12 protein-coding genes and 1 tRNA gene are annotated in these 14,566 nt (G+C 61.5%); 12 read left to right on the forward strand and 1 reads right to left on the reverse strand.

Annotation, left to right across the window (positions count from 1 at the left end; genetic code table 11):
* The first annotated feature begins 263 nt into the window (after positions 1–263).
* The 12 genes from Q8L50_RS14660 to Q8L50_RS14715 all read left to right on the forward strand — a co-directional run bounded on the left by Q8L50_RS14660 (position 264) and on the right by Q8L50_RS14715 (position 14,361).
* Complete coding sequence (locus tag Q8L50_RS14660; RefSeq protein ID WP_305349375.1) at positions 264–1,811, forward strand: ExeA family protein; 1,548 nt, start codon at positions 264–266, stop codon at positions 1,809–1,811.
* Entirely contained in the window at positions 1,808–3,616 is a 1,809-nt protein-coding gene (gene mshL, locus Q8L50_RS14665) for a pilus (MSHA type) biogenesis protein MshL (RefSeq protein WP_305349376.1), read from the forward strand. The genes Q8L50_RS14660 and mshL overlap by 4 nt, the downstream gene beginning before the upstream one ends.
* On the forward strand, positions 3,613–5,304 hold the full coding sequence (locus Q8L50_RS14670) for a tetratricopeptide repeat protein (protein ID WP_305349377.1): 1,692 nt from the start codon (positions 3,613–3,615) through the stop codon (positions 5,302–5,304). Before mshL ends, Q8L50_RS14670 begins: the two co-directional genes overlap by 4 nt.
* Positions 5,301–7,016 carry a GspE/PulE family protein gene (locus Q8L50_RS14675; protein WP_305349378.1) on the forward strand — a complete coding sequence of 572 codons (1,716 nt, stop codon included), beginning with the start codon at positions 5,301–5,303 and terminating at the stop codon, positions 7,014–7,016. The genes Q8L50_RS14670 and Q8L50_RS14675 overlap by 4 nt, the downstream gene beginning before the upstream one ends.
* Entirely contained in the window at positions 7,016–8,218 is a 1,203-nt protein-coding gene (locus Q8L50_RS14680; RefSeq protein ID WP_305349379.1) for a type II secretion system F family protein, read from the forward strand. The genes Q8L50_RS14675 and Q8L50_RS14680 overlap by 1 nt, the downstream gene beginning before the upstream one ends.
* Positions 8,219–8,220: 2 nt before the next feature.
* Positions 8,221–9,795, forward strand: a complete 1,575-nt coding sequence (locus tag Q8L50_RS14685; RefSeq protein WP_305349380.1) for a hypothetical protein — start codon at positions 8,221–8,223, stop codon at positions 9,793–9,795.
* Positions 9,792–10,424, forward strand: coding sequence for a hypothetical protein (locus Q8L50_RS14690; protein WP_305349381.1), 633 nt, complete (start codon positions 9,792–9,794; stop codon positions 10,422–10,424). The genes Q8L50_RS14685 and Q8L50_RS14690 overlap by 4 nt, the downstream gene beginning before the upstream one ends.
* 14 nt (positions 10,425–10,438) lie before the next feature.
* Entirely contained in the window at positions 10,439–11,011 is a 573-nt protein-coding gene (locus tag Q8L50_RS14695; RefSeq protein WP_305349382.1) for a hypothetical protein, read from the forward strand.
* Complete coding sequence (locus tag Q8L50_RS14700; RefSeq protein WP_305349383.1) at positions 11,008–11,853, forward strand: type II secretion system protein; 846 nt, start codon at positions 11,008–11,010, stop codon at positions 11,851–11,853. The genes Q8L50_RS14695 and Q8L50_RS14700 overlap by 4 nt, the downstream gene beginning before the upstream one ends.
* Before the next feature lie 3 nt (positions 11,854–11,856).
* Positions 11,857–12,474 (forward strand): response regulator, encoded by a 618-nt coding sequence (locus Q8L50_RS14705; protein WP_305349384.1) that lies wholly within the window; start codon positions 11,857–11,859, stop codon positions 12,472–12,474.
* Complete coding sequence (locus Q8L50_RS14710; protein WP_305349385.1) at positions 12,471–13,637, forward strand: HAMP domain-containing sensor histidine kinase; 1,167 nt, start codon at positions 12,471–12,473, stop codon at positions 13,635–13,637. The genes Q8L50_RS14705 and Q8L50_RS14710 overlap by 4 nt, the downstream gene beginning before the upstream one ends.
* 73 nt (positions 13,638–13,710) lie before the next feature.
* Positions 13,711–14,361, forward strand: a complete 651-nt coding sequence (locus Q8L50_RS14715) for a type II secretion system protein (RefSeq protein WP_305349386.1) — start codon at positions 13,711–13,713, stop codon at positions 14,359–14,361.
* Positions 14,362–14,488: 127 nt separating this feature from the next.
* Here the strand turns inward: Q8L50_RS14715 and Q8L50_RS14720 are convergent.
* A tRNA-Gly gene (locus Q8L50_RS14720) sits at positions 14,489–14,562 on the reverse strand.
* Positions 14,563–14,566: the final 4 nt, after the last annotated feature.

Here is a 14,566-nt window from a genome sequence, read left to right on the forward strand (position 1 = left end):
TGCCCATACGACATGGGTCGGTGATCCTGCGCGCCTGACGCACTGCATCGCGCCCGGTTGCTTTTTGCGCACCTCCTCGTAAACTGACCTCCGGCGCGCACTGGAAGGTGCTCGCTCCGGCCCCTGTTCGTCCATACAAGGCCGTTTGGTGCAGAGTTGTAACAAATTTTTGCATATTCGGTTTCAACCGCATAATTCCTACCCAATATGGCTCGCCAAGAGTTACGCGGTACATGAGAAATCTTTAACAAGTAATTGAAAACATGAGTGTTCTTTACCTGGACCACTTTGGCCTTGCCACAGATCCTTTCCGCATAACGCCAGACACCGGTTTCTTTTTTACGGGTGGCCAGCGCGGCGATATTCTGGAAGGACTGATCGTCGCGTCCATGCACGACGAAGGCATTGTCAGTGTGGTCGGTGAGATTGGCATGGGCAAAACCATGCTCAGCCGCATGTTGCTGGAGCGACTGCGTCCGCTGGCGTCTGACACGGTGTACCTGGCCAACCCGGTTTTCGACCGCGACGAAATTCTTGGTGCCATTGCCAACGACCTGATGCCGGAGCCGCCTCAGGGCAACCGTGCGCACATGCTGGCTGGTCTGGAATCGGTGCTGATCGAGCGTTACGCCCAAGGTCGGCGCGTGGTGGTGGTGATCGACGAGGCGCACAGCATGCCGGCGACCACGCTGGAGGAAATCCGGCTGCTGTCGAATCTTGAAACGACGCAGCACAAGTTGCTCAAAATTGTGTTGTTTGGCCAGCCTGAGCTCGATGAGCTGCTGGCAGCACCGCAGTTGCGCCAGGTCAAAGACCGCATCAGCCACCGGTTTGAACTTCAGCCGCTCAATGCGCAGGAGGTGTCGGCTTATCTGATGTTTCGCCTGCACAAGGCGGGCTGGCAGGGCGGCGAGCTGTTTGACGCAGCAGCCCTGGCCTTGCTGGTCCAAGCTTCCGGGGGGCGTACCCGCAAGCTCAACATGCTGGCGGACAAGTCGCTGCTGGCCGCCTACGCGGAAGGGGTGCAGCTGGTCGGCCTGGATCAGGTGCGGCGCGCCGCAAACGATAGCCAGCCGTCCTTCGGGCGCAGGTCTGGTTTCGCAGGCGAGACCGGGTGGGGCCACAGCCCAGCCTGGCGCTGGGCGCCGGGAGTGTTGGCTCTTTTGCTCGCCTTGGGTGTGGGTTATTGGCTGGGCAACGGGCGACAGTCGCCGCGGGTGGAGCAAGCTGCGGCGAGTCAGGCGGTGCTGCCGGCCACGTCGATCGCATCCGTTGTTCCCGCGCCACCAGCCACTCCCGCAGAAAAAAGCAGGGTACCAACCCTGCCTGTTTCTGGCGGAATTTCGCAGCCCGCTGTCCCCGCCAACAAGGTCCCTGGCTTGCAACCCGGGGCCGGTGTGCCGGGCCCGTCTTCGGCCAGCCAGGAGGCGCCGCTTGGCGCGGGGCTGGCGGCGGGCCTTGCTGACGACTCGCTGGCGGTGCGCATGCGGGCAACCGATACATTTGTGGCGGCTCCGTCCACTCAGGGATTCACCGTGCAGCTGTTGTCCCAGCGGGCCCCGCGTGATGCCGAGTTGCTGGTCATGGTCAATGAAATTCGCGCTGCGCTGGACGCTTCGCCCCAGTCTGCCGTGCCGGTGCTGGTACACAACCGGCTTTACCGGCAGCAGGTTTTTCATGCGCTGTATGTGGGGCATTTTGAAACCCGCGCAGCGGCGCTGGAGTTCATACAATCATCTCCTCTGGCTATAAGGCGTTACAAACCTGTTGTACGCAGCCTCGCAGCCATCCGTCAGGAGCCTCGTCCTTGAAAAATCGATATCCCGCCAGCCGACCTGCCTTGTGCCTTGTCGCGGCCACACTATGGCTGGCCGGATGTGCCACCCCGCCCCCTCCCTTGTTGCGCGGGCACCTGGCCGAAGAGCCCTCTGCCGTTCCTGCACTGGCCGATCCAGGCGGCAACGCGGTCAACATCCCACCGCTTTCTGCCGGCGCACCGCGCTTGCCCGCGCCGCGCGCGGTCAAGCCGCAAGAGACCTACAGTGTGGTGGTCAGCAACGTCAATGCGCAGACTTTGCTGTTCGCGCTGGCCCGTGATGCCAAGCTCAACCTGGATGTACACCCCGGCATCACCGGCACAGTCACGCTCAATGCGCTGGATCAAACCATCGGTGAGTTGCTGGACCGGATCGGGCGGCAAATCGACATGCGGTATGAGCTGGAAGGCAAAAACCTTTTTGTGTTGCCTGATGCGCCTTTTTTGCGCCTGTACAAGGCCGACTACCCCAACATCACGCGTGACTCGGTCAGCAACACCGGTTCAGAATCGCAGGTGGCCACCACGGGGCAGGGCAGCGCAACAGGTACCGGCAATTCCTCGTCCGCGTCCATTCGCAACACGTCAAACAACCGCTTCTGGGTCACCCTGACCGAAAACATACGTGACCTGTTACGTGAAACTGACCGGGTGATTGACACGACGGCCCCTGCCGCACCGGCTGCCGCGCCAGCGGCCGCTGCGCCAACCATTGCTGGTGCGGCTGGCGCGGTGGCGCGCGCTGTAGCCGGCGGGTCCGCGCCGGCAGCCACAGCCAGCGCAGCAGTACCCGCATCTCCAGCAGCGCCGGTACCGCTTTATCGCGAGGCCGCGTCGGTCATTGCCAACCCTGAGACCGGCGTGATCAGCGTGCGCGCCACAGGAAAGCAGCATGCGCGGGTGCGGGAGTTTCTCGATCAGGTGGTGGGCAATGCCCGGCGCCAGGTTCTGATTGAAGCCACGATTGTCGAGGTGGCGCTCACGAATGATTATCAGCAAGGCATCAATTGGTCAGTGGTACGCAATGCGGTTTCGACGCCGCTGAGTCTGGTGATGGCCGGCGGAGGCGGGCGGGCTCTGTCCACTGGCGTCAACCCGCCATTTCTTGGTACTTTCACTGCTCGACGCTCTTACGGCAATACTGATATTTCTGCGACGGTGCGCCTGCTGGAGTCCTTCGGCAAAACGCGTGTACTTTCCAGCCCGAAAGTCAGCGTCATGAACAACCAGGCGGCGCTGCTCAAGGTGGTGGACAACAAGGTCTATTTCACGATTTCCGTTACGCCCGGCACACCCGCGTCGCTGGGGGTGCCGGCAACCGCCGCTGTCTATACCACCACCATCAACACCGTGCCAGTGGGATTTTTGATGAACGTGACAGCGCAGGTGGGTGATGATGACGAAATCACGCTGAACCTGCGTCCGTCGGTATCGCGCATCACCAGTTACGCCAACGACCCCAGCCCCGCGCTGGCGCAGGCCGGTATCACCAACCGCATTCCGGAAATACAGACACGCGAGTTTGAGTCGATCATGAAGGTCCGTGACGGTGAAACGGCAGTGCTGGGCGGCCTGATGCAGGATGACCAGAACAATGCCACCGACCAGATTCCCGGCGTGGGCAACGTGCCGCTGGTCGGCGAGTTGTTCAAGCTGCGCAGCAACCAGGCGAACAAGAGTGAATTGGTTATCTTCCTGCGCCCCACTATCCTGCGCGACTCCAGCATCGACGGCGATGCCTCCTTTATCCGCAGCCAGTTGTCCATAGGCACACCGGTTCCCGTGGGGCGCCGTCAATGAGCCTGTTGCTGGACGCCCTTCGCCGGGCCGAGGAAGACGCACGCAAGCGCAAACAGGACGTGAGCGAGCCGGCGGCCGAGTTGTCATTGCGGGAAGGCGTTGCGTCCGGTGCCACCGCACCCGCGGTCCCGGACCTGGTGGTGCAAGTCAACGCTGCGCCTGAAGATGCATTGGCCCTGAAGCTGGCAGACATCGATGCTGCGCCACAAGCGGAGGCAGCAAAACCAGAAACAGATACAGGTTTCCCAGAGCTGACATTGGCGCTGGCTGAACCCCCGGCCCCAGCATCTGAAGCCGAGCCGCCTGGCGCCTTGGTGATACCGCCTGCCAGCCCGCGAACCCCCGTTCAGCCCTATGGCCGATACGTCAGACCCACAGGCGCGCAGGCTGAGCAAGAGGCGCGTTTTGCCGCCAGCCAGAGCAGGGCGGCTGCGCAAGCAGAAAGTAAACCGGATGTTCCTGAGGTTGGTGCAGCCACTGCGCCGCCTGCTCGGGATGGGCGAGCCGGCACTGGGGCGGGCGAACCTGCCGAGGCGGCGCAGAGTGTCTTGCAACAGAACCGCGCCACAGAACGCAGGGCCCTGTCGGCTGCGGGTGTCATGGCAGGCAAATCGCGCCCGCGTGATGCCGGCAAGCGCCGGCAGTGGATGCTGGTTGGCATCGCCCTGGTGCTTGCTGTGCCATTGCTTGGTTTTCTCTTTTTTGGTGACGCGCTACTGGGTAGCAAAAGCACGCTGGTCGCAGCCAACCGGCCGAAACCAGCGGCTCCGCTGCCTGAAAGCACACCTGCGGTCGCGGTGGGTGATCCCGCCGTAGCTGCCGCTGCGGCGCCGGCTGTCAGTGTGGCTGCGTCATTGCCGGTTGCGGCCAGCAATCTGCCCCCGGCCGCATCGGCACCGCCAGCCCCTTCAACTCCCTCAAGCCCGCAACCCGCAACTGCCACCCCTGTTGCAGGTGCAAGGTCCGCCACCGCCACCGCGACCCCGCGCTCGCGTGCTGCGCCACAGGCCTCATCGCAAGGCACAGCGCGTACGTCTGCCAGTGGCAGCGCTAACGGCCCCAGCGCTGCGGTGGCCCTGGTGCCCAATGCCAGTGCCAAACCAGCCTCGCTCATGGATGCCGCTTACGCCGCCTACCAGGCCGGCAAACCGGCTGAAGCCACGCGCCTGTACCAGGACGTGCTGCGAGCTGACCCGACCCAGCGGGACGCCTGGCTGGGGCTGGCGGTGATTGCCCACGCCGGCAACCAGCGCGAGCCAGCGATGGATGCGTACAAACGGGTTTTGCGACTGGAGCCGCAAAACGCCACCGCGCTGGCTGGCCTCAGCAGCCTGATCACCAGCGCCGGTGAGCCGCAGCAGGAATCGCGGTTGCGTGAAATGCTGGCGCGCGCCCCGCAGGAGGCCGACCTGAACAACGCACTCGGGCTGGTTTTGTCTGGCGAGCAGCGCTGGTCCGAGGCGCAACCGCTGTTTTTCAAGGCGCACTCCGCGGCACCGCTGGAAGCCCAGTTTGCCTACAACCTGGCAGTGACGCTGGACCACTTGCGCAAATCGGCCCTGGCGGCCCAGTACTACGAAACTGCGCTGGGCCTGGCCGCGGGCAGGGCGTCGGGCTTTGACGAGGCCAGCGCGCGCAACCGGCTGACCGCCCTGAGGGCGCGTGCACCAGCGGGGCCCGCGCGATGAACGCCAAGCTCGACGTCTACAACCCGACGTCGTTTTACCTCGAGCTTGAACGCAGCGGACTGATCACGCCCGACCAGGCCGAGATCGCCTGGACCGAGCGCGAAAAGCGCGGCGGCTCTTTTGGCGACATTCTGGTCAGCCTGGGCATGCTCTCGCTGGATGACCTGACGGCCATCATGGCGGCGGCCAGTGCCACAGAGGCCATACGCCTTGGTGAGATGGTGCCCGACGACGGCGCCATCCAGCTCATTCCCAAAACACTGGCGCAAAACTACGATGTGTTCCCCGTCGGTCTTGACGATCAGACCAGGCAGTTGACGGTCGCTATCAGCGACACCAACGATGTGGTTGCCATGGACCAGTGCCGATCCGCTGTGCCAGCCGATATCTCGCTGCGCTGGCGGCTCGCTTCCAAGGCCGATATCAAGTCCGCCATTGACCGTTTTTACGGCTACGTCCTGTCGATCGATGACATCCTCAAGGGCTTGCGCACTGGCAAGATGGACGACAGCGCGCTGTCCATGCGCGGCGCTGAAGCGTTTGCCCACCCGATTGTCCGGCTGATTGATGCGCTGCTGGCCGACGCGGTGCTGGAAGGCGCCTCCGACATTCACTTTGAGCCCGAGGAAGGCTTTTTGCGGATTCGATATCGTATCGACGGTGTCATGCGCCAGGTGCGCGTGCTGCACAAGCAGTACTGGCCGGCGTTGTCGGTCAGGCTCAAGGTTTTGTCGGGCATGGACATCGCAGAAACCCGCGCGCCGCAGGATGGCCGTATCTCCATGGTCATACGCGGCCATGATGTGGACTTTCGTGCAGCAGCGCAGCCGACCATCCATGGTGAAAACTTTGTGTTGCGTGTGCTGGACAGGCGCAAGTCCATCGTGCCGCTGGAGCAAATGGGCCTGCCCCCAGATCGCATGAACACCTTGCGCCTGATGTTGGCGCGGCCCTACGGCATCATTTTGGTTACCGGCCCCACCGGCAGCGGAAAAACCACCACGCTGTATTCAATACTTAGTGAGATGAACACCGAAAGCGTCAACATCATGACGCTGGAAGACCCGGTGGAATACCCCATGGCGCGTATCCGCCAGGCATCCGCTGCCGACAATCCCAAAATGGATTTTGCCAATGGCATCCGCTCCATGATGCGGCAGGATCCCGACATCATTCTGGTCGGCGAGATCCGAGACCACGAGACCGCCGAGATGGCTTTTCGGGCTGCCATGACAGGGCACCAGGTGTTTTCCACGCTGCACGCCAATTCGGCCGTACTGGCGATTGCGCGCCTGCTTGATCTGGGTATTCCCTCCAGCGTGATGACTGGCAACCTGATCGGCATTGTGGCGCAGCGCCTGGTGCGCCTGCTCTGCCCAAAATGCAAAGAGGGCTATGAGGCAGGTGATGTTGAAAAATCGCTGCTGGGCTCTGCCCCCCACGCAAAGCTGGTGCTGTATCGCGCTGTCGGGTGCACCCATTGCAAGGCGCAGGGTTATAAAGGGCGCACGAGCATCATGGAGTTGCTGCGCTTTGACATGGGCCTGGATGACTTGCTCTCGCGCAATGCCCGCACGCCCGAGTTGCTGGCCCACGCGCAGGCCAGCGGTTTCACCACCATGGCTGAAGACGGCCTCGAGCGCGTGCTGGCCGGCACCACTTCACTGGAAGAGGTGGCGCGCGTGGTGGACCTGACCCGTCTGGCTGCCTGATGCTGGAGTTCAACTACCGCGCCATCACCCCAGAGGGGAGGACCATCTCGGGGCGCCAGTCGGCCACCAGTGAATCCGATCTGGAGGCGCGTCTGGGGCGTATGCAGCTGGAGCTGCTCAAAGCCTCGCCGGTGCGCGCGGCTTCGCTGTTTGCGCGCAAGCGTCTGGAGAGCAAGGAGTTGATCAACATCTTCATCCATCTGCAGACGCTGAGTCAGGCGGGTGTCCCCCTGTTCGATTCCCTGATCGATCTGCGTGATTCGGCCGATACGCCCACGGTACGGCGATTTATCTCCGACCTGGTGGATCGTATTGAGGGTGGCGCCACCCTGTCCGACGCGCTGGAGCAGTCTCCTGCAGGCATCGACAAGGTCAACATCAGCCTGATCCGCACCGGTGAAGCAACCGGCAAGTTGCCGGAAGTACTTGCAGAATTGGTTGAAAGCCTGAAGTGGTCGGATGAGATCACTGCGCAGACCAAAAAACTGCTGACCTACCCGGTGTTTGCCGGTACCGTGGTGCTGGGTGCGGTGGGGTTTTTGATGATTTACCTGGTGCCGCAACTGCTTGGTTTCATCAAAAATCTGGGTGGTACGGTTCCGATTCAAACCCGTGCCCTGGTGGCATTTTCCGGTTTTCTTGTGAACTACTGGTACACCATTCCACTGGTCATTGCGCTGATTGCGGGGGCCTGGGTGGCGGCCGTGCGACTGTCGCCGGCGGCCAGACTCTGGATTGATACCGCCAAACTCCGGGCGCCGGTGTTTGGGCCCATCCTCAAAAAAATCATCATGGCGCGGTTTGCCAAGTCTTTCGGTCTGATGTACCGAAGTGGTGTCTCTGTGCTGGACGCGCTTGGCTTTTGCGCCAGCTTGTCCACCAATGCTGCTTTTCGCAAAGCCATAGGCGGCGCGGCCCTGAGCATTTCACAAGGGCAGAAGGTATCGGACGCTTTTGCCGCTACCACTTTGTTCCCCGCGCTGGTGGTGCGCATGATCCGTGTGGGGGAGAGCACCGGCGGGCTGGATAAAGCGCTGGAAAACGTCAGTTATTTTTATACCCGCGAAGTCAATGACGCCATTGAAAAATTGCAGGGCCTGATCCAGCCGATCCTCACGCTGGTGCTGGGCGGCATGATCGCCTGGATCATGTCTTCGGTGATGCTGCCGATTTACGACTTGATCTCGAAGGTCAAGTTCTAGTCATGGCCGATTTTGTCATCGTCATCGCGCAGCAGTCGGTGCATTTGTACCGCTTCAATGGCGCCATTGCCGAGGCCGTTGCGAGCGCTGACGCCGACGAAGATCCGATGGCCTGGGTAGCTGCGCACATGCCGGCGCGGGGCAATTGCTCGCTGGTCAGCGACATCATGGACGAGGCGTATATCCGCAACGTGTTACCACCGATCTGGCTGGCGGGCACCCGTGATCAATTGCTGCAACGCAGGTTGCTGCAGCAACTGCGCGACAACCCTTACCGCGCGGCCGTGCTGACACCGTCGGGTTCCTGGCGTCCGCCTACCCGCGCCACCCTGATTGCCCTTGGCCAAAGTGAGCGGATAGCACTCTGGCTGGAAGCGCTGACGGCGCGTCGGGTCCGGGTCAAGGGGTTGTGGCCCTTGTCTGCGCTGATTGCCCTTGAGGTCAAATCAAAAGCGCCGCGGCGCCCGCGCGCAGAACCGGCGCAGGCGGGAGTGCAGCCCGAACCTGCCAGTTTGCGGCCCACGCTTGCGCTGGTAGCCACACCCGCCGGGCTTCGGCAGGTACTGGTGCGCGGCAAATCACCCTTGTTTTCGCGCTTGGCCCTGAGCGTAGGTGAGGGCAGCCTGTCGGCGAGCTTTGTACTGGCCGAAGCCCGAAGAACCGTCCAGTACCTGATTTCACAAGAGTGGCTGGGCAGTGCCGATCAGCCTGTCTCCACCCAGATGTGGCTGCCTTTTGACGATGACCAGGCACTGCAAGAGGTCGCCGAAGACCCGGCACTGGATGTTCAATTCATCGAAGCGGTGGATGACGCTTACGCCAGGTTGTTGCCACGACTCAAGTCCGTGTCGGCGCAGCTGCAATTTTTACCCGATGAATCACGCATTCAGTGGCGTGCCGCGCAATTGGGGGCAACAGCCAAATATGGGGGTATCGCGGCTTTGGTTCTGGCAGGGTTATGGTCTGCTGATCTGTTGTGGCTGTCCTGGGGCAAGCGCAGCCAGGCGCAAGCGCAATCGGCGCAGGCTGATGCCATCAACGAGCAGGCCAATCAGGAAATCCTGCGGGCCAAGGGCGATTTGAGCCAGGCTGGCCTGGCGGTGGCCACCGTTCAAGCCTGGCAACAAACCGTGGCGGTACAGCCCGACCAGTTTGCTGGCCTGCAGCGCCTTGCCAACGCACTTCAGCTTGCACCCGGGGTAGAGGTGCAGAAAATCAGCTGGCAATTGCCGAGCCTGCAAGTACAGACGCCTGGCGTCGCGCCCGCAGCTACAGCGCCTTTTGCCTGCCCTAAAGCGGCAACCGCTATACCTGCTGCAGAGGCCAACCCCCCTGCCGAGCCTCCCAAACCGGCAGTAGCCCTGCTCACCTTGGCAGCGACACTTCCCTTGAACCTGACCCAGCGCCAGGCATTGCAAATGCAAGACGGCCTGCTGGCAAGTTTGACGGGTGATGGCTGGACGGCTTCAGTCCTCAAATCCACCATCACGCTGGACCCGGTACAGGTGCAGACCGGCACGCTGGGTGAAGTCGCCGCACGCACGCTGGAACTCTGTGTGCAAAAGGCAGCGCCATGAACGACCCGCATCAGCCTCGCAGCATCTGGCGTATGGCCGCCAAGCGGCTGGTGTTGGGAGCGATCATGTTGGTGTTCGCTATTGCCATTGCGGGCGGGGCCAGCTTGCTGGCGCAAAATAGTGCGATGGAGCAAAGCAAGGCGCAGGCGGCACTGAACGCTGCCAGCCAGTCTTTACAAAATACCCAGTCAGACCGCACCCGGCTCGAAGAAAACCTGCAGATGTTTGGCAAGCTCAAACAGTCGCGTTTTGCCGCCACGCCAGACCGCTTGGCCATGCTCGAAACCCTGGAGACAGCGTCGCACGACCTGCGCAAAAGCACCTTGGTGTGGGAGCTGGGCGCGCAAGAAAAGCTCAAACCCCTGACCGACGACAAGACCGGGGAAGCCGTGGCGCACTTGGTGCGGGTGCCTATGAAACTCAGCGCCAGCGCCATTCATGAGGAAGAGTGGTTGCGTTTACTGGCCCGGCTGCAAGGCTCGGGTGCCGGACATTTCACGTCTGATAACTGCGTGTATGACCGGAGGATACTGGTCCGCCTGTCCGCTTCAGTGCCGTCGGTCGACGTGAAGTGTGATCTGTCGTGGCTGTATGTGGTGGCAGAAGGCGCACCCGCGAAACCACCATGAAGGCTGAATCTTTCATGAGCAGGTTCACCCCCGCTCTGACCAGCAGTGCGAAAAAAGCGCGCGGTGGTTTGTGTGTGCTGATGGCCTTCCTGGCCTGCGCAGCAGTTGCGCAGGCACCGCCGCCAGTGGCGGCGGCTCCGGGTCTTGCAGCGTCAGCCCCCAGCGCGTTAGGTGGCCTGATTCTTTCACCCGCCCAGCGCCGCAACCTGGAGGTGGTGCGCAACACCGCCAGCAGTGCAGACGGTGCTGCCCAGGTCGTCCCGGTCGATGGATCGCTAGCCGCGGGCACAGGCCTTCCCGACACGCTGGTGGTCAGCGGCGTGGTGGTGCGCTCTGGCAACCGCAGCACCGTATGGATCAACAACCAGCCGGTGTATGGGCAGGATGCAGTGACGCCCCTGCGCACACTGGCAGGGCAGGCCGGGGTGCTGCAGCCGGGCGCAAAAGACATGCGTATCAAAGCCCGTGCCGGGCAGGTGATTGATGTCCCATCCGGGCAGACGGTTGATTTGTTGCCGCCCGGGGCTATCCGGATCATTCCGCCCAAGGTGGGTGCGCCAGGTAATACCCAAAAGGAATCGAAATGACTCGACATTGCTTTAGTCGCGCGCTTTTTTTGCGTGTGTCCAAAACCCGGCAGAGCGGCTTCAGCTTGATAGAGATCGCGCTGGTGCTGGTGATTGTCGGCTTGGCCCTGGGCGGTATTGTTGCCGCCATTGGTCCGCAGCTCGACAATAAAAACGTCAGGGACACCCAGGAGCGCATCAAGCAGGCTTCAGAAGCCATCACGGCATTTGCCATTGCCAACCGCCGCCTGCCCTGTCCAGCGAGTGCCGCCAGTAACGGCGATGAGGTGGTCGTCGGCCTTCTGGGGCAGTGCGCTAATTTCAATAACGGTTTTGTGCCTGCACGTACCTTGGGCTTGGGCGACCGTGGTGCAAACGGCACCATGCTGGATGCTTGGGGTTTTGGCATCCGCTATTCGGTCACTCAAGTCACATACACGGGCGCTGGCAATGCGCCCGTCAGCATCAATTGTGGTGCGACCTGTTATCCGTTTACCCAGCTGGATGGCATCAAGAATGCCTATTACCTCAACGGCGCGGCGACCCCGCCTCAGCCTGCGGTTGCGCAGCTACAGCAAGTGTGTGCATCATCGACTGGTATTACCGCAACCACCTGCGGTGCCGCGGCCGCAAATCTGGTGGTGCAACCGGCCTTTCTTGTCTGGTCTACCGCTCGCAACGGTGCTCAGCTGCCCGGTGGCGCAGGCGCCGATGAGGCGGCCAATTTGAATGGTGACGTTGTTTACGTGATGCATCCACGAACAGAACCCACTGCAACGAATGGCGCGTTTGACGACATCCTGCAGTGGCAGACAGTCGCCACAGTGTTTCTCAACTTCACCAACATGGGGGTTCTCAAATAGGCCATGTCCGACAAGCGCACCGTACTGGTCGTTGAAGACGACGCCTCCCTGCGCGACTGGTGGTGCGGCTCGCTGGAAGACATGGGCTACCACGTGTTGTCCGCTGACGCGGCGCCCAAGGCTCTGGGCATGGCGCGGCAAAGTCAGATCCCGATTGAGCTGGCCTTGCTTGATCTGGGGCTTCCTCCGCATCCCAACGAACCTACCGAAGGCCTGGAACTGCTCCGCCTGCTGATCCTGGAACAACCCTCACTGAAAGTGGTGGTCCTCACCGGCCAGGATGAGCCTTCGGTGGCCCTGACCGCCATAGGCCTAGGTGCCTTCGACTTTTTGACCAAACCCGCCAGCAGCCAGCGCCTGCGCGAAGCGCTGGCCCGAGCGGTGCTGTTTCTTCAGGCGGAGAAGCAGCTCAGTACCGACGGGCAGGCGCGCATGACGCTCACCGCCCCAATTGGAGAAGGCGTCAGGGAATTCGGCGAGGCGGCGCAGGAGCGGCTGGTGCGTTCTGTTCTGGCCGATAGCCAGTTCAACGTGGCGCAAGCTGCGCGCAAACTGGGTCTGACCAGAGAGCACCTCTACTACTTCATGAAGAAGTTCGGTATAGAGAGGTCTTCACCGTGAACGACCTCTACGATGCAGCTACGGGCCTCGTGATCGCGGGACTTAGCGTTGGTTTCACGATGCTTTGGCTGCGTCACCTGAGTCGGCTGCACCGGCAGAACATGGACCAGCTGCTGGCGCTGCGCGAGGCCTTGCATGAAGACTTGCTCGGTACGCTGGTGAGGCACCAGCGCACGCTGGCAAAGTTGGGCTTGCTCAGCATTGACTGGCGCGGAAATTGGTATGGAACGCCCGTTTTCACCCGCATGGGGCCGCTCATTCCCTCCAATGTGCATGGCGGGCCACCCGGACCTGATCAAAACGACGCGGCCCGGTTTGACGAACAGGTGCTTTCCCAGAGTTTTCAGTATGACGATATCTCGCTGGAGTTCCGCGTTGGGCTCAAAGGCTTGCGGGGTGAGCGTCGGCTGTTTGCCATACAGGCGGCCGAGGTGCTGTTTGCCATGCTTCAAGGCGCTTTGGCCGGTCGGCAGTTGGCCTTAGCGGCGGCAGTCAGTCAGCGCGCTCGGGTTGGCGTTTTTTTGCAGCACGACATGCGCAACCTGGCGCAGTGGGTACAACTGGTGGCAGAGGATTTTGGCTCGGCGGAGACCGACAGCGAGTTGATGACCAAGGCGCGCCGCCTGCGCAGCAATTCGCTACTGGCGGCTGAGCGGGCACACCGCATGACACAAGCCCTGCTCAACCCGGCCTGGCAGGCTTCCGTTTCTGCACCGGTAACCACGCGGGACGACCCGGACGCCGCGCCCATGCTGGACCTGGACGAGCACATTCTTCAAGCTGGCCAGTTGCATCAGGTTGAAATCGATCTGCAGGGCGGGGCCTGGCTGACCTGGGACGCTGCGGCCCTTGCGACAGTGCTGGACAATGTGCTGGGCAATGTGTCCAACCTGTCGCGCGAGCGCATGGTGGCGGCCCATTGCCGGGTGACGGTGGAGCAAGAGGGGCAGGCTATTGTGGTGCACTTTGAAACGCCCCACCTGCCACTGGAAATTCCGCTGGACAAGCTGTTTGAACCCTGGGGCAGTTCGGGGTCTGCAAACAAGGGGCTGGGCATGTACCAGGCGCGAAAGCAGGCTCTGCATGCGGGTGGCGACTTGTACGCCGAACGCATGGGTAAAGGCTTAAGGGTGACGCTGCGCGTGCCTTGTAAAACTTCCTGACTCCCCTTGGCTGAGAACAAAAGATACATTTGCTCATCGATGCATGTCGCGTCGCCCAATTTGGAGTTAATCAATGAAAACCTTGAAAAAACAAGGCGGTTTCACCTTGGTGGAAATCGCCATCGTGCTGGTGATCGTGGGCTTGCTGCTGGCTGGCGTGCTGAAAGGTCAGGAATTGATCGAAAATTCCCGTATCAAGAACTTGGCCAAAGACCTGGATTCCATGACTGCAGTGGTGCGCAGCTATCAGGATCGGTACCGCGGAGTGCCCGGGGACGATTTGACTGCCACGACGCACACTGAGCGAGGCTGGGGTGCCACGGCTTTTACCGCTGGCAACAACAACGGTCTGATTGGCGCTGGTGGTGCCGTCATCATCTTCCCACCTGCAGCAGGTTCGGAAAACCTCCAGGCGTTCCAGGCGCTGCGCCGTGCGGGTTTCGTTGAAGGAGACCCGGCTGCTACAACACTTCCAACGAGTGCTGCCGGCGGCGGCATTTCCCTCACCAACAACGTGATGGGATTTGGATTGGTCAATGTGGTTTGTATGAGTGGACTGACCGGCAAGCAGGCCGGTGCCCTGGATCGCCTGCTCGACGACGGCGTCAATAACACCGGTAACGTGCGTGCGGCGATTACGGCTACGACACCTGCTGTTGCTGCAGGCGCGGTCGTGAATTACGTCGAAGCCACGGCTGGCTTCATGGTCTGCAAAATACTGTAAGCGGTTTCAACACCAGTAAAAAACCGGGCGCTGCCCGGTTTTTTTGTTTCTGCACGGGTAGATATACGTTTCAGCAGTTCTGAAGGAAGGCGCTGCAGCGCGCCATCCTGGAAAGAGCGAATGTAATTGGAGCGGGTGATGGGAATCGAACCCACGCTATTTGCTTGGGAAGCAAAAGTTCTGCCATTGAACTACACCCGCGTAT

Origin of the sequence: Polaromonas sp., from assembly GCF_030680935.1 — a bacterium.
Lineage (GTDB): Bacteria > Pseudomonadota > Gammaproteobacteria > Burkholderiales > Burkholderiaceae_C > Polaromonas.